The sequence below is a fragment of the Streptomyces yangpuensis genome (assembly GCF_024666385.1).
GTDB classification, from domain to species: domain Bacteria; phylum Actinomycetota; class Actinomycetes; order Streptomycetales; family Streptomycetaceae; genus Streptomyces; species Streptomyces yangpuensis.
Map to the genome: position 1 here is coordinate 2,851,551 of NZ_CP102514.1, position 22,530 is coordinate 2,874,080.

Annotated in this window: 17 protein-coding genes; 1 reads left to right on the plus strand and 16 read right to left on the minus strand. The window is 73.5% G+C overall.

Annotated features, from left to right (window positions below; genetic code table 11):
* Positions 1-18: 18 nt before the first annotated feature.
* The 8 genes from NRK68_RS13025 to NRK68_RS13060 all read right to left on the minus strand — a co-directional run bounded on the left by NRK68_RS13025 (position 19) and on the right by NRK68_RS13060 (position 10,598).
* On the minus strand, positions 19-1,482 hold the full coding sequence (locus tag NRK68_RS13025) for a WXG100 family type VII secretion target (protein WP_257855834.1): 1,464 nt from the start codon (positions 1,480-1,482) through the stop codon (positions 19-21).
* A complete protein-coding gene (locus NRK68_RS13030; protein WP_257855835.1) occupies positions 1,482-1,988 on the minus strand; it encodes a DUF2563 family protein in 507 nt (168 codons plus the stop codon). Before NRK68_RS13030 ends, NRK68_RS13025 begins: the two co-directional genes overlap by 1 nt.
* A gap of 168 nt (positions 1,989-2,156) precedes the next feature.
* Positions 2,157-4,448 (minus strand): xanthine dehydrogenase family protein molybdopterin-binding subunit, encoded by a 2,292-nt coding sequence (locus NRK68_RS13035; RefSeq protein WP_183065699.1) that lies wholly within the window; start codon positions 4,446-4,448, stop codon positions 2,157-2,159.
* A gap of 50 nt (positions 4,449-4,498) precedes the next feature.
* A complete protein-coding gene (locus NRK68_RS13040) occupies positions 4,499-6,640 on the minus strand; it encodes a 2Fe-2S iron-sulfur cluster-binding protein (protein ID WP_257855836.1) in 2,142 nt (713 codons plus the stop codon).
* A complete protein-coding gene (locus NRK68_RS13045; protein WP_373023521.1) occupies positions 6,637-7,554 on the minus strand; it encodes an FAD binding domain-containing protein in 918 nt (305 codons plus the stop codon). Before NRK68_RS13045 ends, NRK68_RS13040 begins: the two co-directional genes overlap by 4 nt.
* A gap of 305 nt (positions 7,555-7,859) precedes the next feature.
* Positions 7,860-9,554 (minus strand): beta-N-acetylhexosaminidase, encoded by a 1,695-nt coding sequence (locus tag NRK68_RS13050; RefSeq protein ID WP_257855838.1) that lies wholly within the window; start codon positions 9,552-9,554, stop codon positions 7,860-7,862.
* Positions 9,555-9,723: 169 nt separating this feature from the next.
* Positions 9,724-10,008 (minus strand): DUF3039 domain-containing protein, encoded by a 285-nt coding sequence (locus NRK68_RS13055; RefSeq protein ID WP_030010729.1) that lies wholly within the window; start codon positions 10,006-10,008, stop codon positions 9,724-9,726.
* A gap of 29 nt (positions 10,009-10,037) precedes the next feature.
* Positions 10,038-10,598: a YqgE/AlgH family protein gene (locus NRK68_RS13060; protein WP_183065661.1), complete on the minus strand. Its 561-nt coding sequence runs from the start codon at positions 10,596-10,598 to the stop codon at positions 10,038-10,040.
* Positions 10,599-10,860: 262 nt separating this feature from the next.
* Here NRK68_RS13060 and murA point away from each other — a divergent pair, with 262 nt between their 5' ends.
* Positions 10,861-12,204: a UDP-N-acetylglucosamine 1-carboxyvinyltransferase gene (gene murA, locus NRK68_RS13065; protein ID WP_183065662.1), complete on the plus strand. Its 1,344-nt coding sequence runs from the start codon at positions 10,861-10,863 to the stop codon at positions 12,202-12,204.
* Between the two features lie 361 nt (positions 12,205-12,565).
* Here the strand turns inward: murA and NRK68_RS13070 are convergent, their stop codons facing one another.
* From NRK68_RS13070 to NRK68_RS13105, 8 genes are all read right to left on the minus strand, one after another.
* Positions 12,566-12,847, minus strand: a complete 282-nt coding sequence (locus NRK68_RS13070; RefSeq protein WP_007264399.1) for an HU family DNA-binding protein — start codon at positions 12,845-12,847, stop codon at positions 12,566-12,568.
* 300 nt (positions 12,848-13,147) lie between these two features.
* Complete coding sequence (locus NRK68_RS13075) at positions 13,148-14,584, minus strand: NAD-dependent malic enzyme (protein ID WP_030847449.1); 1,437 nt, start codon at positions 14,582-14,584, stop codon at positions 13,148-13,150.
* Between the two features lie 470 nt (positions 14,585-15,054).
* Complete coding sequence (locus tag NRK68_RS13080) at positions 15,055-17,373, minus strand: HelD family protein (RefSeq protein WP_257855839.1); 2,319 nt, start codon at positions 17,371-17,373, stop codon at positions 15,055-15,057.
* Between the two features lie 103 nt (positions 17,374-17,476).
* Positions 17,477-18,037: a CGNR zinc finger domain-containing protein gene (locus NRK68_RS13085; RefSeq protein WP_046774721.1), complete on the minus strand. Its 561-nt coding sequence runs from the start codon at positions 18,035-18,037 to the stop codon at positions 17,477-17,479.
* Between the two features lie 144 nt (positions 18,038-18,181).
* Positions 18,182-18,730, minus strand: coding sequence for a GNAT family N-acetyltransferase (locus tag NRK68_RS13090; RefSeq protein WP_183065664.1), 549 nt, complete (start codon positions 18,728-18,730; stop codon positions 18,182-18,184).
* 9 nt (positions 18,731-18,739) lie between these two features.
* Positions 18,740-19,921 carry a uroporphyrinogen-III synthase gene (locus NRK68_RS13095; protein ID WP_183065665.1) on the minus strand — a complete coding sequence of 394 codons (1,182 nt, stop codon included), beginning with the start codon at positions 19,919-19,921 and terminating at the stop codon, positions 18,740-18,742.
* 93 nt (positions 19,922-20,014) lie between these two features.
* Entirely contained in the window at positions 20,015-21,382 is a 1,368-nt protein-coding gene (locus NRK68_RS13100; protein WP_183065666.1) for an MFS transporter, read from the minus strand.
* Positions 21,383-21,479: 97 nt separating this feature from the next.
* Positions 21,480-22,466 carry a LysR family transcriptional regulator gene (locus NRK68_RS13105; RefSeq protein WP_183065667.1) on the minus strand — a complete coding sequence of 329 codons (987 nt, stop codon included), beginning with the start codon at positions 22,464-22,466 and terminating at the stop codon, positions 21,480-21,482.
* Between the last annotated feature and the right edge of the window lie 64 nt (positions 22,467-22,530).

A 22,530-nucleotide genomic window follows, 5' to 3' on the forward strand; every position in this document is an offset into this window, starting at 1 on the left:
GTACAACGTCCGTTCTGCTCAGTCGATCACGGGCGGGGCAACACGACGGTTGCCCTGCCAGGTCTCTTCGTCCTCGGTCAGGTAGTCGGGGCGCTGGCCCTCCTGGTTGTCCCGGCCCCTGCCCGGAGTCTGCATGCCTGCGCCCGCGTGACCCATGGGACCGGCACCGTTGCGGACGAGACCCGAACCGCCCTGGGTGAACGGCTGACCCGCCGCAATCGGACGACCGACAGCACCAGCCTGACGCCCACCCATGACGCCACCCGGCTCCGTGGCCAGTCGGCGGCCGGCCGGGAGACCGGCCTGGGTGCCGCCGTAGTGGCCCCCGGCGCCGTGGCCCATACCGCCACCCATGGGACGACCGGCCTGAGTACCTTCGCCGACGACCATCCCGCGCGGGATGCCGGAGGCCGGTCCGGTGGACGTCACCGGACGGCCGCCCGTGATTCCGGCGTCACGCGGGGGCAGGCCGGGCGTACCGATGACCTTGCCGCCGGGAGGAACGCCAGGACCACCCAGACCGGGGTACGGACCGATTCCGGGGCCGGTACCGAACGGGCCGGGTCCCTTCAAACCGCCGACAGGCGGAATGACCACAGGCGGGACGAAGGGGCCGGGAGTGGGTCCGACAGGACCCGTGGTCGGCGGGAGACCGGGCGTGGTCGTCACCGGCGGCGTGGTGGGAGGCGGAAGCGTACCGACGGTGTCGAGGTCGACGTCCACGTCGCGATCCGGGATCGACGGAACGGAGACGGACGGGACTGTATTGTCCTGCCTCGGCTGGTTCCCGGGCATGGAATCCGACCCGCTCGACCGCGAAGCATAGTCCGGGCTCGTTGAAGAGTACGAGGAACCAGACGAACCGGCTCCCCCGCCGGGCCCCCCGCTAGACCTTTGCAAGTCCTGCGAGTCATAGACAGCCGGCGGCACGAGGACGTCCGGCGGCGGCGGGAACGTCGGGATCTCCGCCTTGCCCATCTGCACGGCGGACTGGTCGTATGCCCCGGCCAGCTTGTTCATCGCGTCCACGGCCCGTGCGTGGTCTCCGCTCAGCTTCCGCCACGCCTCCTGGCCGAGCTGGACCGCGTCCGGGTCGTTGTGGTACTCGCGGGACGTCGCCAGGTTCTCCCTGAGCTTCGCGTCCGCAGCCGCGTCGTACGGGGGGAAGTTCCCCACCCCGTCCTTGGACGGCTTGACCTCGCGCATGACCTGTGCGGCCTCGGCCATGTACTTGCCGCCCGCCTTGCTGTAGTCGGCCAGCTGCAGCGTGGCGCTGCCGGACTGGCTCACCCAGTTCTGGAACGCGGTAGCGCCTTCGCCCTCCCAGCCCTTGACCTTGTGGTCCTTGAGCTTGGTCCCGATCTCCAGGATCGTCGTGGCGGCTTCCGTCAGCTTCGTGCCCAGCGCCGCCACCTTCGCCGGATCGAGCGACTCGATCATGGCGTGCAGCTGCGCGTGCGTGTACCCCTCGAAGTTGGTCATCAGAGAACACCGCCATTCTTCCCGTTCGGCTGCGTGCTGTCGCTCTGCTTCTTTGCGTACGGGTCACGGTCCCGGACATACTCGTCGTGGGCCTGCTTGGCGATGACGACCATGCGCCGCTTCTGCTCCTCGTCGACCACCGCGTAGCCGCCGCTCGCGGACTGGACCGCGATGCCCAGCCCCTCGATCTGCTCGGCAAGCCCCTTCGACAGCTTCTGCAGCTCCGAATGGACGGTCTTGTACGCCTCGTACAGCTTGTCCGCCTCGGGGAAGCCCGTTCCCAGCACGCCCGCCGGCATCGTGCCGTCCGCCAGCTTCCCGTGGTGCGCAGGGGACTCCTGAAGCTTCGTCAGGAGGCCGTCCACGAGGGCCTTGTAGCCCTTCAGGTCGTCGTACTCGACCCGCAGGGCCGCCGCCCGGGCCTGGGCGTCCGCCTGGGCCCTGATCGACGCCGCGACGTCCCCCGACAGGCCTACCGCCAGAATCCCGCCGTTGTCCTCTGCCACGTTGGCCTCCCCGACTCCCCGTCTCCCCGCGGGCGCGGCGCTCCGCGCCGCCCCCCGTCCCCGTTCGCACCCGTTCGCACGTGCGCGCGCACCATCTCGTCGATCACTCTAGCGACAGGCACCGACAGCCCCAAGTCCGGGGTTGCACGTGCAATGCGGGTCACACGGTCACGAGTTGGGTGACGCCACCGCCGCCGACGGCCGGATCGGGAGCCTGTTGACCGGGCGGCCCGTCGCCGCGCGGACCGCCGAGGCGATCGCCGCCGGGGTCGTCACCACCGGGACCGCGCTCGCCGCCTTCGCGCCGAACGGGGCCACCACGTCGCGCTCCTCGACCAGTTTGACGATGCGGACCGTCGGCGCGTCCAGCGCCGTCGGCAGGGCGTAGCCCGTCAGGTCGGGGTGGCGGACCAGGCCCGCGACCGTGCGGAGGTTCTCCGTCAGGGCCGCGCCCACGCCCTGGGTGACGCCCGCTTCGATACGGGCCTCCAGCCGGCGGGGGTTGAGGATCCGGCCCACGTCCTGGGCCACCGCGAGCTCCACCACCCGTACGGAGCCCAGCTCGATGTCGACGTCGACCACCGCGCGGATCGCGCAGAAGGCGAGGCCCACGAACGCGTCGCCCTGGCCGTCCGCGTCCAGCGGTTCCGTCGGGTGGGGGCGGCACTGGGCGGTCGCCCAGAGTTCCTTGCCCGCCATGGCCTCCGCGACCGACATCGAGAACGCGCCGTCGTAGGACGTGATCCGGCCGTCCTGGATCTGCAGGAGTTCCGTCGACATGCCCAGCTTGTGCGCCATCGGCTGCAGCAGCTGGGTGCGGACCATCTTGGCGGCCCGCTCCACCGCGCCGCCCGACACCCACGTGTGGCGGCCGTGCGCCGCCGGGCCGGCCGGCGGCTGGTCGGTGTCCACCGGGGCGACCGCCACCTCGTCGACGCCCAGCACCTCCTGGACGATCTGGCGGGCCAGGGTGCCGAAGCCCTGGCCGGTGTCGACCGCCGCGCAGATGACGGTGGCCACGCCGCCCACCACCTTCACGGTGGCGGTGGAGACCTCGTCGGTCCCCTCCGCGCCGAGCATGTGCACCATGCCGACGCCGTAGCCGACGCCGCGCCGCACCGCGCCGGGCTCGCCCGCGCCCTCCGGGCCGCCGGGCAGCAGCCACTCGTCCTCGGGGGCGTCCTTCGGGAGGGCGGGCAGCTCGTAGTCGCGGACCGAGCGCAGGAGTTCGGCGACCGGGGCCGGGCAGGTGACCGTCTGGCCGGTCGGGAGGAGGTCCCCCGTGGCCAGGACGTTGCGCATGCGCAGTTCCGCGCCGTCGATGCCGAGGGCGGCCGCGAGCTTGTCCATCTGGCCCTCGTACGCGGCGCACACCTGCATCGCGCCCTCGCCGCGGACGTGGCCCGAGGGCGGGTTGTTGGTGCGTACCACCCAGCCCTCGACGAAGGCGTGCGGGACGACGTACGGGCCGCAGGCGAAGGCCACGGCCGCCGCCAGGGATTCGGCGGAGGCGTCGGCGTACGCGCCCGCGTCCATCAGGATTTGCGCCTCGACCTTGACCAGGCGGCCCTCGGCGTCCGCGTGGTGGCGGTAGCGCAGCAGGGTCGGGTGGCGGTGGGTGTGGCCGAGGAAGGACTCCTCGCGGGTGGCGGCCAGCTTCACCGGGCAGCCCGTGCGCAGGGCGAGCAGGCCGAGCGGGAGCTGGAAGGCGGCGTCCTCGCGGTCGGCCGTGGCGCCCGGCACGCCGGTGACGACGACGCGCACCCGGTCCGGTTCCAGGCCGAAGCAGGCGGCGGCCAGGTCGCGGTCGGTGTGCGGGTCGGTGGAGGCGGTGTAGAGCTCGACGCCGCCGTCGGGGCGGGGCACGGCCAGCCCGGCCTCGGCGCCGATGGGGGCCGGGTCCTGGCGGCCGATCCGGTACAGGCCCTCGACCACGACCTCGCCGGTGGCCTCCGGGTCGCCGTAGCGCAGCGGGATGTGCCGGATCAGGTTGCCGTCGGGGTGCAGGGCGGGGGCGCCGAAGGCCTGCTCGGGGTCGGTGACCGGGTCGAGGAGTTCGTATTCGACGGCGATCGCGGCCGCGGCGAGGCGGGCCGTGTCGGGGTGGTCGGCGGCGACGGCGGCGATGGGCTCGCCGTGGTGGCGCACGACGTCGTGCGCGAACACCGGCCGGTCGGCGATCCGGCGGCCGTGCGTGGTGGCGCCGGGTACGTCGGCGTGGGTGACGACGGCGCGTACGCCGGGCATCTCGGCGGCGGCCGTGGTGTCGATGGAGAGGATCCGGGCGTGGGCGTGCGGGGAGCGCAGCACGGCGGCCCACAGGAGGCCCTCGGCCCACAGGTCGGCGGCGTAGGGGAAGGTGCCCTCGGTCTTGGCGCGGGCGTCGGTGGCCTCGACGGAGGCGCCGATGCCGCGCGGTACCTGCTGCTCGGCGGTCTCGGGCCCCGGTGCGGCGGCCATGGCCGTCACCGTGGTGTTCACCGTCGTCGCGGTCGCCGCGTCCTGCCCGCTCACGCCGTGCCTCCGTGGTGGATGCCGCCCTCGCCGGGCGCTGCCTGGTGCGGGATGCGCGGCTCCGACGCCGCCTCGCCCTGCGCCTGAACGTGCCCGTGCCCGTAGTCGTGCCCGTGGTCGTGTCCGTGGCCGTGGCCCTGTGCCTGGAGCTGTGCCGCCTCCGCGGAGGCCGTCGCCTCCCGCTCGGCCACGACCTCGCGGACGGCCTCGACGACTCCCGCGTAGCCGGAGCACCGGCAGAGGTTGCCGCACAGCGCCTGACGGGTCTCCAGCTCGCTGGGGGCGTGGTTGCCTTCCAGCAGGTCGTGGATGGTCATGGCCATGCCGGGGATGCAGAACCCGCACTGCACCGCGCCCGACCTGCACAACGCCTGCTGGACGTCGGAGAGTTCCCCGCCCTTCGCGAGGCCCTCGACGGTGCGGACCTCACTGCCGGCGGCCGTGGCCGCCGGGACCAGGCAGGAGGCGACGAGCCGGCCGTCGACCTGTACGGCGCAGGCGCCGCACTCGCCCTGCGAGCAGCCGTCCTTGGCGCCGGCGAGGCCGAGGCGCTCGCGCAGCACGTAGAGGAGCGACTCCCCGATCCAGGCCCCGGTGACGGGGCGGTCGGCGCCGTTGACGCGCAGGACGTAGGAGGCGTGGGGGTGCTCGTGGTGGACGTCGGCCGCGGCGCGGTGCCCGTCTTCGTACGCCGGCACCTCCGCCGGGACGCCTTCCCCGGTGTCCTCGGCCGGGAGGTCCGCCGCGCTGTCGGCGGTGTCCCCGGTCGGCGTGGACCCGGCCGGGATCTCGGCGGGGGACGGGGCGGTCTCGGCGGGCGCCTGCCCGTCGGTGTCGGCCCGGTCCGGTGCGGGTACGGCACCCGGCTCCGTGAAGCGGTGGCCGTCCGCCGGGGCGGACTCCGCCTCCGGGGTGCGGCCGAAGGCCGCGAAGCCGTGCCCGTCCGTGTCCGCGGGGTGCGCGGAATGCACGGAATGCGCGGGGTGCGCGGAATGCTCCGCATGGTCGGCGTGCCCGGTGTGCCCGAAGTGGTCGGCGTGGTCGGGGTGCGGGCCGTGTCCGGAGTACTCGCCGTGCTCGGAGTCCTCGGCGTCGGCCCCGTGTTCGGCATGGTCCGCGTGGTCGGCGTATGCGGGCTGCGCCGGGTGCTCCGGCTCAGCTGGCTGCGCGGCCTCCGCGGCCTCCGCGGCCGGCTCGTGCGCCGCGGCTCCCGGGCGCGGCCGTTCCCCGGCGAGCGCGGTGGCCGCCGGGCCGTGCGCGGCCTCGATGTCGTGCGGAGCCTGGTGGTGCGCGGGCTCGGCCTCCTGGAGCGCGGTGCCCACGCCGGGGCCGCCCAGCACCCGCGGCGCGCGGCTCGCTGCGCCGACACCGGGTCCGCCGAGCAGGCGTCCGGCGGCGTGCGCCGTGGCGGTGGCGGCGGCCGCCGAAGCGGCGGCGGCCTCGTCCGTGCCCGGCAGGACGCCCGCGTCCTGGCCGGGGCCCTGGCCGGGGTCCGGGTCGGCGGCGGGCTGCTGCGTCAGGTACGCCCACGGGGCCGGGGCGCCGCCGGGCAGGGTCGCGGGGGCCTGGCTCCAGTCCGCGTCCAGGCCGGAGCCCGTGTGGAAGTCGCCCTGCTGCTGCGCGAAGTCGGGCACGGCCCACTGACCGGTCGCCGACGGCGCCTCCTCGGGCTCGTGCACCGCCTCGGGGAAGCGCCACTCCGCCGTCGCACCGGGATCGTGCTCCGGCTCGCGCTCCGGCTCCGTCCCGGCGAACGCGGCCGCCACCGACTCCGGGATGGGGATCGACGCGGGGATCGGCCCGCCCACGGACCCGGCCCCGGAACCGCCCACGGACCCGGAACCCGATCCCCCGGCGGCGCCGCCCGCCTCCGGCCACTGCGCCGGCATCGCCCACGTGCCCGTGGCCGCCGGGTCCGTACTGGCCGAGCCCAGCGGGACGATCATCGGCGGCGGCACGTAGCCGTGCCCGGGCGCCGCGAGCGGCTCGCCCGTGCCGAGCGCGTCCAGCATGTCCTGCGGCAGTTTCACGAAGGCCGTGGCGTCCGAGTCGTACTCGCCGCCCTGCGGGACCGGTTCCCAGCCCCAGCCCGCCGTGCCGTTCCCCTGGGTCACGTTCTCGTTCTCGTTCTCGCTCATGAGGTCAGCGCCCTTCCGAGGGCCCTCCGTGCCAGTACGGCCACCGTCCGCCGCAGGTGCAGTACGCCCGGAGCCACCGGTTCCCCCTGGTCGGGGACGCAGGCGGCCGCGACGTACTCGCCGAAGGCCTCCAGCGCCTCGGGGGCCAGACTCCGCCCGCCGTCCCAGTCGATCAGCGAGGCCACCCACTGCTCGGCCTCCAGCGGGCGCAGCGGCATCGGGGCCACCGCGCCGATGGCGCAGCGCACGCCCCGGCGCGCCGGGTCCAGCACGAGCCCCACGGACGCCACCGCGCGCCCGGGTCCCGTGCGCCCGGTCGCCTTGAGGAACACCTGCGGGGCGTGCAGCAGCGGCACCCGTACGAAGCCGATGAGCTCACCGGGCCGCAGCATCTCCCGCCCTGCCAGCAGGTGCGAGACCGGGATCTCGCGCTGCCCGGCCGGGCCGATGATGACGAGTACGGCCTCCAGCGCGGCCAGCACGGGCAGCGCGTCCCCGGTGGGCGCGGCGGTGGCGATGTTCCCGCCGAGGGTGCCGGCGTTGCGGATCTGCGGGGGCCCGGCGGCACGCGCGGCGGCCGCGAGCGCGGGGATGAGCGCGGCGAAGTCCGGCCGCCCCATCCGGGCGTGGGTGAGGCCCGCACCGAGCAGCGCGTGACCGTCCTGGTACTGCCAGCCGCGGATCTCGTTGATCCGGCCCAGGCCGACCAGCGCGGCGGGCCGCAGCTGCCCGGCGTTGACCGCGGCCATGAGGTCGGTGCCGCCCGCGACGGGCACGGCGGCGGGCATGGCGGTGAGCGCCGCGACGGCCTCGTCGAGCGAGGCCGGCAGCGTCACGGACTGCGCCGCCTGCTGCCCCTGAGCCCCCTGAGGTGAATCAGGTGCGTGCGGTGCGTGCGGTGCGTGCGTGGTCAACCCAGCTGCCCCTTCCCGATGTCCCGGTCCTGGCGCTCACGCCTGTCCGCCGTACGGTACGTGCTCACCGCCGGGACGTGGCAACTCTGGCACATCTTCCGGGCGGCCCGGCGCGAGGGTCTCCCCGTACCGCCCGCGGCCGCGCACGGTGTCCCGTACGGGGTGGAGGGCCCCGTGACACCGCCTTCGGCGACCCTCCTCCCGTATTGCCCGGTTTTCCCCGTATAGCGGGAAATCCAGCGAGAGTTCCGGACCCGTTCCCTCTCCGTTCAGGGCGGCCGCGGGCCGGCCCCCGTGCCCCCGTGTCACACGTTCGGGGGCGCGCCCTCGATGGGGCGGCCGAGCACCCCCGGCCGCCGCTGCCGGGGCAACGGGCCGCCGGGCGGCCGGTAGTCGACGCCCAGGGCGTCCAACCGCGGGTAGTGCGCGGCCATCCGCGCCTCGAAGCCCGCGAAGTCGCGCTCCTCGGGCGCGGGCCGGCACGACCACACCACCTCCGCGAAGGCCGCCAGCCGCGGGAACACCTGGTAGTCGACCCGGCTCCGGTCCTGCGTGACCTCGGTCCACATGTTGGCCTGCGCGCCCAGCACATGGGCCGCCGCCTCCGGCGACAGCTTCGGCGGCACCGGCTCGAAGCGGTAGACGTCCTCCAGCGAACGCACATACCCGATGGGCATCGGCTCGTCCGGGCCGTCCGCCTGACGGTGGTCCAGGTACACCTGCTGCTCGGGGCACATCACCACGTCGTGGCCGGCCTCGGCGGCGGCGATGCCGCCCGCGCGGCCGCGCCACGAGGAGACGGCCGCGCCCGGGGCGAGTCCGCCCTCCAGGATCTCGTCCCAGCCGATCAGGCGCCGCCCGCGCTCGGCGAGCCAGCCGTCGAAGTGCCGGATGAACCATGACTGCAGCCCGTCCTCGCCGTCCACGCCCAGCTCCCGGATCCGCTGCTGTGCGGCCGGGGAGGCCTTCCACTGCGTCTTGGGGCACTCGTCGCCGCCCACGTGCACGAAGGGCGAGACCTCCGCCGGGAACAGTTCCAGCAGCTCCTCGAAGACCCCCTCGTAGAAGCGCAGCACGGCGTCGGTCGGGGCGAGGACGTTCTCGCAGATCCCCCAGTCGTCCCAGACGCCGAGGGCCGCCGTGTCGACCACGTCGGTGTTGCCCAGCTCCGGGTACGCGGCGATCGCGGCCTGCGAGTGCCCCGGCAGGTCGATCTCCGGGACCACCCGGACGTGGCGCTCGGCGGCGTACGCGACGATCTCGCGGATGTCGTCCTGGGTGTAGAAGCCGCCGTGCGGGGTCTCGTCCCACAGCGGCGAGGCGCGGTGGCCGCGGCGGCTGCGCGCCCGCCAGCCTCCGACATCGGTCAGCCTCGGGTAGCGCCGGATCTCGATCCGCCAGCCCTGGTCGTCGGTCAGGTGCAGGTGGAGCACGTTGAGCTTGTGGGCGGCGAGCAGGTCGATGTAGCGCAGCACGCCGTCCTTGGGCGTGAAGTGCCGGGCGACGTCGAGCATCATCCCGCGCCAGCCGAAGCGGGGGCCGTCCGCGACGGCGGCGTACGGCAGGCTCCACGTGCGGCCGGGCAGCGGCGCCTTGCGGTACGCGTCGGGACCGAGCAGCTGGCGCAGGGTCTGGGCGGCCCAGAAGAGTCCGGCCGTCGTCGCTCCCGTCAGCTCCGCCCCGTCCTCGCCGATGTCGATGCGGTACGACTCCGGTCCGCGGTCCGCCGCGGCGTCCGGGTCGAGCCGCAGCCGCAGCTCCGCGACCGCGCCGGCCCCGGCCCCGGTCCCGGCCCCTGCCCCTGCCCCTGCCCCTGCCCCTGCGGCGGGCAGTGTCCAGCCGGTGGCCGCCCCCAGCTCCTGCCGCATCCAGCGGGCGACGGATCCGGTGCCGGGCCCGGCGTCGAGGGCGGGCTCGGGGCCGAACGGGAAGCGGCGCCCGTCCTCGTCGAGGAGTACGGCCCGGGGTGCGGGGATCAGGCCCGTGCGGATCAGGTCCATGCGTCACAGCCCTTCGCGGCAGAACGGTTGCGCCCTGCGCAACGCGCGTTCCGCAGGGTGCTCGTCGCGCCGACCCTAACGCGCCCCGCAGGCACGGCAAAGGCCCCCGGACGCACGGTGGTGCGCCGGGGGCCCGGTCCCGCGAAAGGCAGGGGCGAGCGGGCTCGGACTACTTGTCCTTGCCGCCCTTGTCCTTGTCCCCGCCGGGGCCCATGGACTCGTAGATCTCCTTGCACATGGGGCAGACCGGGTACTTCTTCGGGTCCCGGCCCGGTACCCAGACCTTGCCGCAGAGCGCGACGACGGGGGTCCCGTCGAGCGCGCTCGCCATGATCTTGTCCTTCTGGACGTAGTGGGCGAAGCGCTCGTGGTCGCCGTCACCGTGCGACACCTGCGGCGTCGGCTCTACGAGGGTCCCCGTGCCAGTCCCGCGCTCGGGCTCAAGAGTGCTCATGGAACCCAGGGTAATTGACCCCGCGCCCGTCAGTTGAGCGACGGGTCGTCCGGATAGGTGGCGACCATCGCGAGTTCGCTGCGCTGGCGGCGCAGCACCGACCGCCACAGCCGCTCCGGATCCGGCGAGGACACGTCCCCGGGCTCCGACTCCACCACGTACCAGGCGCCCTCGCCCAGCTCCTGCTCCAGCTGGCCCGGCCCCCAGCCGGAGTAACCGGCGAAGATGCGCAGGCCGCCCAGCGCCGGGGCCAGCAGCTCCGGCGGAGTCTCCAGGTCGACGAGCCCGATCGCGCCGTGCACCCGGCGCCAGCCCAGTGGCCCCTCCTCGCCCGGGATGACGGCGAGCCCCAGGGCCGAGTCCAGCGCCACCGGCCCGCCCTGGAACACCACGCCGGGGGCTCCGGCCAGCGGCGCCCAGGACAGCAGGACGTCGCCGACGCCCACCGGGGTCGGCCGGTTGAGGACCACGCCGAGGGAGCCCTGCTCGTCGTGGTCGAGCAGCAGCACCACCGCGCGGTCGAAGTTCGGATCCGCGAGGGCGGGGGTGGCCACGAGCAGCCGCCCTGTGAGGGAGGACACCTCGGTCATGCCGCCATGATCCCGCACAACCGCCCTCCGCGGGGAGCGGCCGGACGGATCGGATCGCGCGCAGCTCAGGGCGCACGGCGGCAGCGAGGAGCGCGTACGGACGAACCGGGCGGAACGCAACGCTCCGCCATGCGGTGGATACGGAGGGTGTTGTGCCGAATTCATGACAGTCCTACGGCCACGTCGGCCTTACGAACAGGGGGGTGATGGCCCTTACCCTTTTCCCTGGCCCCCTGCCCACCCTCTCCGGAACGCGAGATTCATGACCGGCATCAGTGACGATGTACTGCTTGTCCACGGCGGTACCCCGCTCGAGGGCGAGATCCGTGTCCGCGGTGCGAAGAACCTCGTGCCCAAGGCCATGGTCGCCGCTCTGCTCGGCAGCGAACCCAGCAGGCTGCGCAACGTTCCCGACATCCGTGACGTGCGTGTCGTGCGCGGGCTGCTCCAGCTGCACGGGGTGACGGTCCGTCCCGGCGAGGAGCCGGGCGAGCTCGTGCTCGACCCCACCCACGTCGAGAGCGCGAACGTCGCGGACATCGACGCCCACGCGGGCTCTTCGCGCATCCCGATCCTCTTCTGCGGCCCGCTGCTGCACCGGCTCGGTCACGCCTTCATCCCGGGCCTCGGCGGCTGCGACATCGGCGGCCGGCCGATCGACTTCCACTTCGACGTGCTCCGCCAGTTCGGCGCGACCATCGAGAAGCGTGAGGGCGGCCAGTACCTGGAGGCGCCGCAGCGGCTGCGCGGCTGCAAGATCCGCCTGCCCTACCCGTCCGTCGGCTCGACCGAGCAGGTGCTGCTGACGGCCGTCCTGGCCGAGGGCGTCACCGAGCTCAGCAACGCCGCCGTGGAGCCGGAGATCGAGGACCTCATCTGCGTGCTGCAGAAGATGGGCGCCATCATCTCCATGGACACCGACCGCACCATCCGGATCACCGGTGTGGAGCGGCTCGGCGGCTACAACCACAAGGCCCTCCCGGACCGCCTGGAGGCCGCCTCCTGGGCTTCCGCGGCGCTCGCCACCGGCGGCAACATCTACGTGCGCGGCGCCCAGCAGCGTTCGATGATGACCTTCCTGAACACGTACCGGAAGGTCGGCGGCGCCTTCGAGATCGACGATGACGGCATCCGCTTCTGGCACCCGGGCGGCCCGCTCAACGCCATCGCGCTGGAGACGGACGTGCACCCCGGCTTCCAGACCGACTGGCAGCAGCCGCTCGTGGTGGCCCTGACGCAGGCCTCCGGCCTCTCGATCGTCCACGAGACGGTCTACGAGTCCCGGCTCGGCTTCACCTCGGCCCTCAACCAGATGGGTGCTCACATCCAGCTGTACCGCGAGTGCCTGGGCGGCTCGGCCTGCCGTTTCGGCCAGCGCAACTTCCTGCACTCGGCGGTCGTCTCCGGCCCGACCAAGCTGCAGGGCGCCGACCTGGTCATCCCCGACCTGCGCGGCGGGTTCTCGTACCTGATCGCGGCGCTGGCCGCCGAGGGCACCTCGCGGGTCCACGGCATCGACCTGATCAACCGCGGTTACGAGAACTTCATGGAGAAGCTCGTCGAGCTCGGCGCGAAGGTCGAGCTGCCGGGCGGCGAGCTCGTCTAGCCCGTCCCGCCGTACGCCCGTACGGACATCGAAGCCCCCCGGGTCCCGCAAGGGCCCGGGGGGCTTTCGCATGCGCCGGCGGGGCTTCTCCGTACGGGGAGGGCCCTGACGAGCCGTAACGCGCTCTGACGGGCCCTGGCGGGCTCTGACGGGGCCTCACAGGGCCCGCCGGGGCCCGCGGGGGCCAGCGGCGGGCGGCGGCGGAGGCCGGGAGGGCGGCGGCGGGCACGTACCGGGGGCAGGCGAAAGGGCGGCCACCCCGCCCGGGGTGGCCGCCCTTCACCGTTCTGCGTACTGCTGCTGCATTCAGCCGTGCTCGACGTCCCGAGGGCCTGCGCGGCCCCCGGCGCCGGGGCAGGACTTACTTGCCCTTGGCGGCTTCCTTGAGCTTGGAGCCCGCGGAGACCTTCACGCTGTAGCCGGCCGGGATCTGGATGGGGTCGCCGGTCTGCGGGTTGCGCGCGGTGCGAGCGGCACGGTGGGTGCGCTCGAAGGTCAGGAAGCCGGGGATGGTGACCTTCTCGTCGCCCTTGGCGACGATCTCGCCGACGGTCTCGGCGAGCGCGGCCAGAACGGCGTCGGCGTCCTTGCGGGTCACCTCGGCGCGCTCGGACAGAGCGGCCACCAGCTCACTGCGGTTCATGTTGTACTCCCGTGTTCAACTTGCCTTAGAGGCGTGAGATCGAAGCCGATGCTGCCAGGGCCCTAGGACAGTCCCCGGACCCGGGTCTGAACGTCAGACCCTCTCGCCCGGTTACGCATCCTGCCCCCACCAGCGGCGGGAAAGCCAATCCGGCACCCGCCGGGGTCACACGAAAAGCGCCACAGTCACGCCCCGGTGACGCTCCGTCCGCACCCGTGGGATGCGAACAGCGGAGCTCGTTGGCATCCCCGCAACCCTAGAGGCGGCCCGGCGGGCCCGCATCTCGCGACGCGCCGGGGATCAGGGAGCCGTGAGGCCCGTCACAGGCCCGTTCTGCGCGGCCGAGGCGGCCTTGCGGACGGCGCCCGCCACCGCGCCGGCGACCTTGTCGTTGAACACCGACGGGATGATGTAGTTCGCGTTCAGCTCGTCCTCGCCGACGACGTCGGCCAGCGCGGTCGCGGCGGCGAGCATCATGCTGGTGTTCACCGTGCGGGACTGCGCGTCCAGCAGACCGCGGAAGACGCCCGGGAAGACCAGCACGTTGTTGATCTGGTTCGGGAAGTCGGAACGGCCGGTGGCCACCACGGCGGCCGTCTGACGGGCCACGGCCGGGTCGACCTCGGGGTCCGGGTTCGCGAGCGCGAACACGATGGCACCCTCCGCCATGGCGGCGACGTCCTCGCCGGACAGCACGTTCGGGGCCGAGACGCCGATGAACACGTCGGCGCCGACCACGGCCTCCTTCAGAGTGCCCGTGTAGCCCTCGGGGTTGGTGTTGTCGGCGATCCAGCGCAGCGGGGAGTCCGCGGCCGCGTCGACGAGGTCGGGGCGGCCCGCGTGCACGACACCGTGGATGTCGGCGCTGACGGCGTTCTTCACACCCGCCGCGAGAAGCAGCTTCAGGATGGCCGTACCGGCCGCGCCGGCGCCCGACATGACGACCTTGACGTCCTCAACTGCCTTGCCCACCACGCGCAGTGCGTTGGTGAGGGCCGCGAGCACGACGATCGCGGTGCCGTGCTGGTCGTCGTGGAAGACGGGGATGTCGAGGGCCTCGCGCAGCCGGGCCTCGATCTCGAAGCAGCGCGGCGCGGAGATGTCCTCCAGGTTGATGCCGGCGAAGCCCGGGGCGATGGCCTTGACGATGGCGACGATCTCGTCGGAATCCTGGGTGTCGAGGCAGATCGGCCAGGCGTCGATACCGGCGAAGCGCTTGAAGAGGGCCGCCTTGCCCTCCATGACGGGCAGCGCGGCCATCGGGCCGATGTTGCCCAGGCCCAGCACGGCGGAACCGTCCGTCACGACTGCGACGGAGTTGCGCTTGATGGTCAGGCGGCGCGCGTCCTCGGGGTTCTCGGCGATGGCGGTGCACACGCGGGCGACGCCCGGCGTGTAGATCATCGAGAGGTCGTCACGGTTGCGGATGGGGTGCTTCGACGACATCTCGATCTTGCCGCCGAGGTGCATCAGGAACGTACGGTCGGAGACCTTGCCGAGGCTGACGCCCTCGATGCCGCGCAGCTTCTCCACGATCTCGTCGGCGTGCGCGGTGGAGGTCGCGGCGATGGTGACGTCGATCCGCAGCTTCTCGTGGCCCGAGGCGGTGACGTCGAGGCCGGTGACGGATCCTCCGGAGGACTCCACGGCGGTGGTGAGCTGGGAGACCGCGGTTCCGCTCGCGGGCACTTCCAGGCGGACCGTCATCGAATACGAGACGCTGGGCGCCGTTGCCATGGCCGTGTTTCCTCTTCTGTCCCTGGTTCGCTTAACACACAGGGCCCACGCTCCGCAGCAGGTGCGGCAGGACCTGTTGTCCGATCGTCCCACCTACCAGCCGGTACAAGGTAACCAGCTACAAAATTCGGAAAGACTCTTCCACCATACGAGATATGAGGGGTGTTCGGAATGGTGGGGTCACACAAAACAGGTCCGCGCCCCCCACGGGTGGAGGGCGCGGACCTGGTTCTTCCTACGTCTATGACACCGACCCGCCATGCTCGCCTCGCGGCAAGTGGTCGCTCTGAGCGACGAAGGTTGGGCCCGGGGGCTTGGATCGAGTCGGTGCCGTACCCAGGCTAACAAAGGATCGCCGAATGTGATCCCCCTGGTCGCGGTCGGTTCCCGGGACCACGCGCCTGGCCGCGGACCATCCGGCCGTACGTCCGTGACCGGCCGGACGCCGGCCGGACGCCGACCGGTCACCGCTACGGCAGCAGCAGTTCGGGCACGCCGTCCGCGTCCGGCTTGTCCGCTTCGGCGGAGACCACCGTCAGCTGCTGCGTGGCACGCGTCAGCGCCACGTACAGCACCCGCAGGCCCGCCGGGGACTCGTCCGCGATCTCCGCCGGGGAGACCACCACCGTGGCGTCGTACTCCAGGCCCTTGGCCTCCAGGCTGCCCAGGGCCACGGCCCGTTCACCCAGGTCGGCGAGCCAGCCCGCGGCCTCCGCACGCCGGTCCATGGCCACGACCACCCCGACGGTGCCGTCCACCTGCTCCAGCAGCCGCCGTGTCTCCTCCCGCACCACGGCGCCCAGCTCCCCGGCGGCGGCCGTGAACCGCGGCTCCAGCCCCGTGGAGCGCACGGCCGTCGGCGGCTCCATGCCGGGCATCGCCAGCCGCAGCACGCGGGAGGCGACCTCGGCGACCTCGGCCGGGTTGCGGTAGTTGACCGTGAGCGTGAAGCGCCGCCGCGGCCGGGACCCCAGCGCCTCGTCGCGGGCGGCGGCCGCCTCCTCCGGATCCGTCCAGGAGGACTGTGCCGGGTCGCCGACGACCGTCCACGTGCCGTGCCGGCCCCGGCGGCCCACCATCCGCCACTGCATCGGCGTCAGGTCCTGGGCCTCGTCCACGATGACGTGCGCGTACTCGGTGCGCTCCGCCGCGAGCCGCTCGGCCCGCTCCCACTGGGTCTCCTCGCGGGTCGGCATCAGCTCCTCCAGCCCGCTGAGCTGGTCGAGCGGGTCCATCTCCCGCTTCCGCTTCGGCCGCGCGGGAGCGCCGAGGAGCTGCTGGAGCTCGTCGAGCAGCGCCACGTCGTGCACCGACAGCGGGCCCTTGCCGTCCGCGCCCACCCGGCGCAGCGAACGGGCCAGCTGACGGGTCTCACGCGGGTTGAGGTCCCGGCGCGACCAGCGGCCGAGCCTCCGCTCGTCGGCCATCGCGGCGAGCACCCGGCGCGGGGTCAGCTCGGGCCACCACGCGTTCAGGAAGCCGATGAAGTCGTCCTCGGTGGAGATGTCCTCGTCGAACGCGGAACGCAGCTCGGCGGCGAGCTCCGGGTCGCTGTGCCGGCCGGCGGCGCCGGTCTTCGCGTACAGGGCGTCCAGCAGCAGCTTGCGGGCGCGCGGACGCAGCAGGTTCACGGGCGCGGTGCCGCCGAGCACGTTCTGCCGGATCCGGTTCAGCTCGTCGGCCTCCAGCTCCTGGCGGCGGCCGAAGGCCACCACCCGCAGCCGGTCCGGCGCCGGCCCCCGGTCGTCGCCGAGCTCCAGGGTGCCGCGCACGGCCTTGCGCAGGACCTTGAGCATCCGGGAGGAGCCCTTGATCCGGGCCACGGCCGGGTCGTCGTACGTGGTCGCCTCGGCGCCGTCGACCAGCGAGCCGAGCGCCCGGATGGCGACCTGGCCCTCCTCGCCGAGGGAGGGCAGCACGCCCTCGGTGTACGCGACGAGCAGCGGCGTCGGGGAGACGATCAGGATGCCGCCGGAGTAGCGGCGGCGGTCCTGGTAGAGCAGGTAGGCGGCGCGGTGCAGGGCGACGGCGGTCTTGCCGGTACCGGGACCGCCCGCGACCTCGGCGACGGAGGCGGCGGGGGCCCGGATGACCAGGTCCTGCTCGGCCTGGATGGAGGACACGATGTCGCGCATGGAGTGCGTACGGGCCCGCCCGAGCGCGGCCATGAGCGCGCCGTCACCGATGGCGGGGAGCTCACGGCCGTCGAGGAAGGCGGTGACCTCGGGTCGCATCAGGTCGTCCTCGACACCGAGCACCTTGCGGCCCTTGGAGCGGATGACGCGGCGGCGCACGACACGGCCCGGCTCCTTGGGCGTGGAACGGTAGAAGGGCGCGGCGGCCGGCGCCCGCCAGTCGATGACCAGCGGCGCGTAGTCGGAGTCCAGGACTCCTATGCGGCCGATGTGCAGGGTCTCGGCGATGTCGGCCGTGAGGTCCTCGCGGATCGCCGCGTCGGCGGGCTCGACGGAGGTGTACGCGCCGTCCGGCCCGCGCTCCCCGTCCTTGCCGAGCAACAGGTCGATGCGGCCGAAGAGGAAGTCCTCGAACTCGTTGTTCAGCCGGTTCAGGTGGATGCCCGCCCGGAAGACCTGCGCGTCGCGCTCGGCCAGGGCTCCGGGCGTACCGACCTGGCCGCGCTGCGCGGCGTCGTTCATGAGGAACTCGGCCTCGTGGATCTTCTCCTCGAGGCGTCGGTACACCTGGTCGAGATGCGTCTGCTCGACCGCGATCTCCCGATCGCGGACGGAATCCGCCGTGCTGTCGACAGCGGCATCCTGCGCGGCCACCAAGGCCCCCTTCTGACGTGCGTGGGCGACCGTCAACCGTACGCGAACCGGCCCCCTGTCCGCACGCCCGTTCCGGAACGCGTCTCGCTCAGTGGTACGCCGGCTACCGGGATCCGGACGCCAGGAGCCGTCGGCGGTGGCGGGCGACCCGTTCGCGGTTGCCGCACAGCTCGCTGGAGCACCACCGGCGGCGGTGGCCGCGGGAGGTGTCCAGGTAGACACGGGTGCAGCCGTCGCCCGCGCAGGCCCGCAGGAGGGCGCGGTCACCGGGGTCGGTCAGCAGCTCGACGGCGTCGCGGGCCACCGCCGCGAGCAGCGCACCGCATTCCACGCCGCCGCACAACTCCCGTACGAGGTGCCCTTCCTGGTCCCGTACGGCGCACAGACCCGGGGGTGGTCCGGCGGCCAGCGCGTTGACCCGGGCCAGGGCGTCCTCGTCGGGCTCGCCCCCGGACAGTTCCGCCCGTACGAGGGTCTCCACGTCGGCGCGCAGGGCGCGGAAGGCCGCGGCCCAGTCGGCGCCCACCCGGGCCAGCGGTGTCCGGTCGGGCACGAGCCCGGCCCCGGCGAGCCACAGCCGCAGCTCGTCGCCGTCCGGGATCCCCTCGTGGGGGGTGAAGGTGGCCACCAGGTCCAGGCAGACCCGCCCGGAATCGAACCGCATGCCCGTCACCGCCTCGCGTCGTGGGGCGCCTCCCCAGAGTGCCCGTACGCTGCCCGCTGGGGAAGCCCCCGAACCGGTGCTGCGCACCGCTGCCGGGGCTCCGCCCCGGACCCCGCTCCTCGAACGCCGGAGGGGCTGGAAGGGCTAGACCGTCGGCGGGTGGTCGTGGAGGATGCGCTGGAAGAGGCGGTGGTCCCGCCAGGCACCGTTGATGTGCAGGTAGCGCGGCGCGAGTCCGTACTGCTCGAAGCCCGCCTTCGCCAGCACCCGCTGCGAGGCGGTGTTGTCGACCAGGGTCCCGGCCTCGACCCGGTGCAGCCCCACCTCGTCGCGGGCGATCCGGCAGACCTCCCGGGCGGCGGCCGTGGCCAGCCCCTTGCCGCGCCAGGCCTCGTCGACCCAGTAGCCGAGGCCGCCGCTGCTCAGCGGTCCGTGCTGGATGTTGCCGAGGTTGATGGTCCCCAGCGCGGTGCCGCTCGCGAGGTCCACGAACACGAACGGCAGCAGCCGGCCGGCGTCCCGGGACTCCAGTTGCTGCCCGATCCGCTCCCGCTGCCCCGCCTCCGTGTAGAAGGTGTCGGGCCGGACCGGCTCGGTCGGCGCCATGTTCGCCCGGTTCCGCGCGAACGCCTCGGCCAGTGCGGCGGCGTCGTCCGGCACGACGCCCCTCATCTCCACCCCGTCAATGATCATCCCGGCACGCTAGCCGAGGACCCCTCTGGCCGTCACCGCCGCGTCCTGCGGGAGCTGCCCGTACTTCTCCTCGCCGCCCGCGTCCAGCGACAGCCGGTACCCGCGCTTGACCACCGTCTGGATGAGGCCCGGCGCCCCGAGCGCCGCCCGCAGCCGGGCCATGGCCGTCTCCACGGCGTGCTCGTCGCGCCCCGCGCCCGGCAGCGCCCGCAGCAGTTCCGCGCGGGCCACCACCCACCCGGGGCGCCGGGCCAGGGACCGCAGCAGGGCCATCCCGGCCGGGGGCACCGGCCGCAGTTCCTCGTCGAGGAGGACCGCGTGGCCCCGGATCTCCAGCCGGTGCCCGGCCACCGGCAGCACCCGGGCCCGGCCGGGCAGCTCCCGGCACAGCAGCTGCACCAGCGGGCCCAGCCGGAACCGTTCGGGCTGCACGGTGTCCACGCCGAGCGCCTGCAGCGGCAGCGCCGTCACCGGCCCGACGCACGCGGTCAGCGGCCCGCCGGCGCGCAGCGCGTCCAGTACGGCCTCCCGCATCCCCCGCTCCTCGGCCCGGGACAGCAGCGAGGCCGCCGCCGGGGCCGAGGTGAAGCCGACGGCGTCCACCCCGCCGCCGACGATCGCGTCCAGCAGCCGGTCCAGCGGGGCGAGGTCCTCCGGGGCCATCCACCGGTACACCGGGACCACCACCACCTCGGCCCCGCCGGCCCGCAGCGCCTCGACGAAGCCGGGCAGCGGCTCCCCGTGCAGCTGGAGCGCGATCCGCCGGCCGGCGACCCCGGCCGACAGCAGCCGGTCCAGTACCTCGGCGAGCGATTCCGAGTCCGGGGACCACTCCTCCACGAGCCCGGCGGCCCGGATGGCGCCCTTGACCTTCGGCCCGCGCGCCAGCAGTTCGGTGGAGCGCAGCGTGTCCAGCAGCTGTTCGCCGACCCCCCACCCGTCGGCGGCCTCGACCCAGCCGCGGAAACCGATCGCGGTGGTGGCGACGGCCACGTCGGGCGGGCAGGCGATCAGTTCCTTGGTGGCGGCCAGCAGTTCGCTGTCGTCGGCGAGCGGCACGATCCGCAGCGCGGGCGCGTGCAGCACCGCCGCCCCGCGCCGCCGCAGCAGCGCGATGAGCTCGTCCGCCCGCCGGGCGGCGGTGACCCCGACGGTGAATCCCGCGAGCGGGCCGGTGTTCCTGTCGTCCATCGTGACCTGCCTACTGACGCATGGGGGCGGTGCGGGTGAACCGAGCCTGCCAACTCGGCATGTCGGACTCGGTTCACCTGTATTTCGCCCCGGTTACACCGACGTGAGCTGCGGTTTCGCCGGGGCCTCGGCCGCCTCGACCGTCACCGCCGCCGGGCGGCGAAGGTATACCGCCCAGGTCACCGCGCAGCACAGCGCGTAGAAGCCGAGGAAGGTGACGAAGGCGGTCGTGCCGGAGCCGGAGGTGCGGAACGCCTCCCGGAAGACCAGGTTGATGCCCAGCCCGCCGAGCGCGCCGATCGCGCCGATCAGCCCCATGGAGGCCCCGGAGAGCCGCCGCCCGTACGCCGCGGCGCTCTCGCCGCTCATTCCGCGGGCCAGCGCCTTCGCCTGGAAGATGCCCGGGATCATCTTGTACGTCGAGCCGTTGCCGAGCCCGCTCAGGACGAACAGGGCCACGAAACCGACGAGGAAGACCGGCAGCGAGGAGCGCTGCGAGGCGAGCACGACAACTCCGGTCGCCGCGGCCATCGCGACGAACGTGCCCAGGGTGATCCGGGCTCCGCCGAAGCGGTCGGCCAGCGCCCCGCCCACCGGCCGGATCAGCGAGCCGAGCAGCGGTCCGATGAAGGTCAGCGAGGCCGCCTGGAGCGGGGTGCGCCCGAACTGGGTCTGGAGGACGAGGCCGAAGGCGAAGCTGTAGCCGATGAAGGAGCCGAACGTCCCGATGTAGAGGAACGCCATGATCCAGGTGTGCGCGTCCTTCAGGGCCTCGCGGACCGCGCCGGTGTCGTTGCGCACCGGTGCGAGGTTGTCCATCCGTACGGCCGCCAGCACCGCGGCGACCACGATCAGCGGGATGTAGGCGGCCAGCAGCAGCCTCGGGTGGCCGGCCCCGGCGGTGGCGATGACGAGCAGGCCGGCCAGCTGGACGACGGGCACGCCGATGTTGCCGCCGCCGGCGTTCAGGCCGAGCGCCCAGCCCTTCTTCCGGAGCGGGAAGAAGGCGTTGATGTTGGTCATGGAGGACGCGAAGTTGCCGCCGCCCACCCCCGTGAGGGCGGCGACGAGCAGGAAGGTCCCGTAGGAGGTGCCCGGTTCCATGACGACGATCGCGGCGACCGTCGGGGCGAGCAGCAGCACCGCGCTGAAGACGGTCCAGTTCCGGCCGCCGAAGCGGGCGACGGCGAAGGTGTACGGCACGCGCACGAGGGCGCCCACGAAGGTCGCCGTCGCGATCAGGAAGAACTTTCCGGCCGGGTCGATGCCGTACTCGGGGCCCATGAAGAGGACCATCACGGACCAGAGGGTCCAGATGGAGAATCCGATGTGCTCGGAGAGGACGGAGTACAGCAGGTTGCGGCGGGCGACGCGCTCCCCGGTCTCCTTCCAGAAGGTCTCGTCCTCGGGATCCCACTGTTCGATCCAGCGGCCCCGCTTGCGCGGTGCGGTTCCGGTCATCACACGCCTCCACAGCTGTCGCGTCCGTGGAACCGACCGTAGGAAGGGCGCGTTTCGGCCCCGGTCCCCGCCGGATGACCGCCGGGAAACCTTGCTCTCACCCGCCGCCCGGGCGGTGTGTGAGCGGGGCCGGCAGCCAGCTCCCGCCGGGGGGCCGGAGCCAGCCGCCTTCGGCCGCCAGGCCGTCGGCCGCGGCGTGCAGGGCGTCCAGTCCGGGGTGGCTGAAACCCTTGCGCCACACCATGGACAGCGGTGACAGGGGCACCGGGTCGGTCAGCGGCAGCTTCACGCATCCGGGCATGTCCAGGAATCCCACGGTCGCCAGCACCGGGTTGCCGGTCTTGACCATGACCCGGCGGAACTCCTCCTTGCCGATCGCGACGGGCGCGGGCGGGGCCATGAGGATTCCCCGTCCGGCGAACAGCTCGCGCGCCAGCCCCGTCCACTCCAGGGTCCGCGGGTTCCCGGCGCCCGCGTACACGGTCTCCCCGGCCAGCGCGTCGAGCGGTACGGACTCCCCCGCGGCGAGGGCGTGCCCTTCGGGCAGCAGCACGGCGAGCGGCTCGTACCGTACGGGCCGCTGCGCGAGCGGGGCCCGCAGCGCGGGGTCGAGGCCGTCGGCGTAGCCGAAGGCGACGTCGAGCCGGCCGGCCGCGACCTCGGCGGCGGCGTGGGTGAGCCCGCTCTCGAAGCGGGCCATCAGCTCGCAGTCCGGGGCGAGTTCGCGGGCCCGTTCCAGCACGGTGCGCGCGGTGCCGGGGCCGTCGGTGTTCAGGTCGACGAGGAGCGGCCGGGGTGCCGCGCCGGCCGCGGCCCCGGCCGTGAAGGCGTCCGTCAGCTCCTCGTGCGCGCGCAGCACGCGGCGGGCCAGGGGCAGCAGGCGCTGCCCGTCGGCGGTCAGCTCGACGGCGCGGGTGGTGCGGACGAACAGCGTCGCCGCCAGGGTCTGTTCGAGCCGCCGGACGTCCCGGCTCAGGGCCTGCTGGGCGACGTACAGGCGGGCGGCGGCCCGGGTGAAGTGCAGCTCCTCGGCCACGGCGACGAACCCGCGCAGCAGCCGGGGTTCCACATCACGGGGATTCACCCCCGGAGACTAACAACAGGAACGGGTGAATGGCTTCGGAACAGGTGTTGGACGGTGCGCCCCG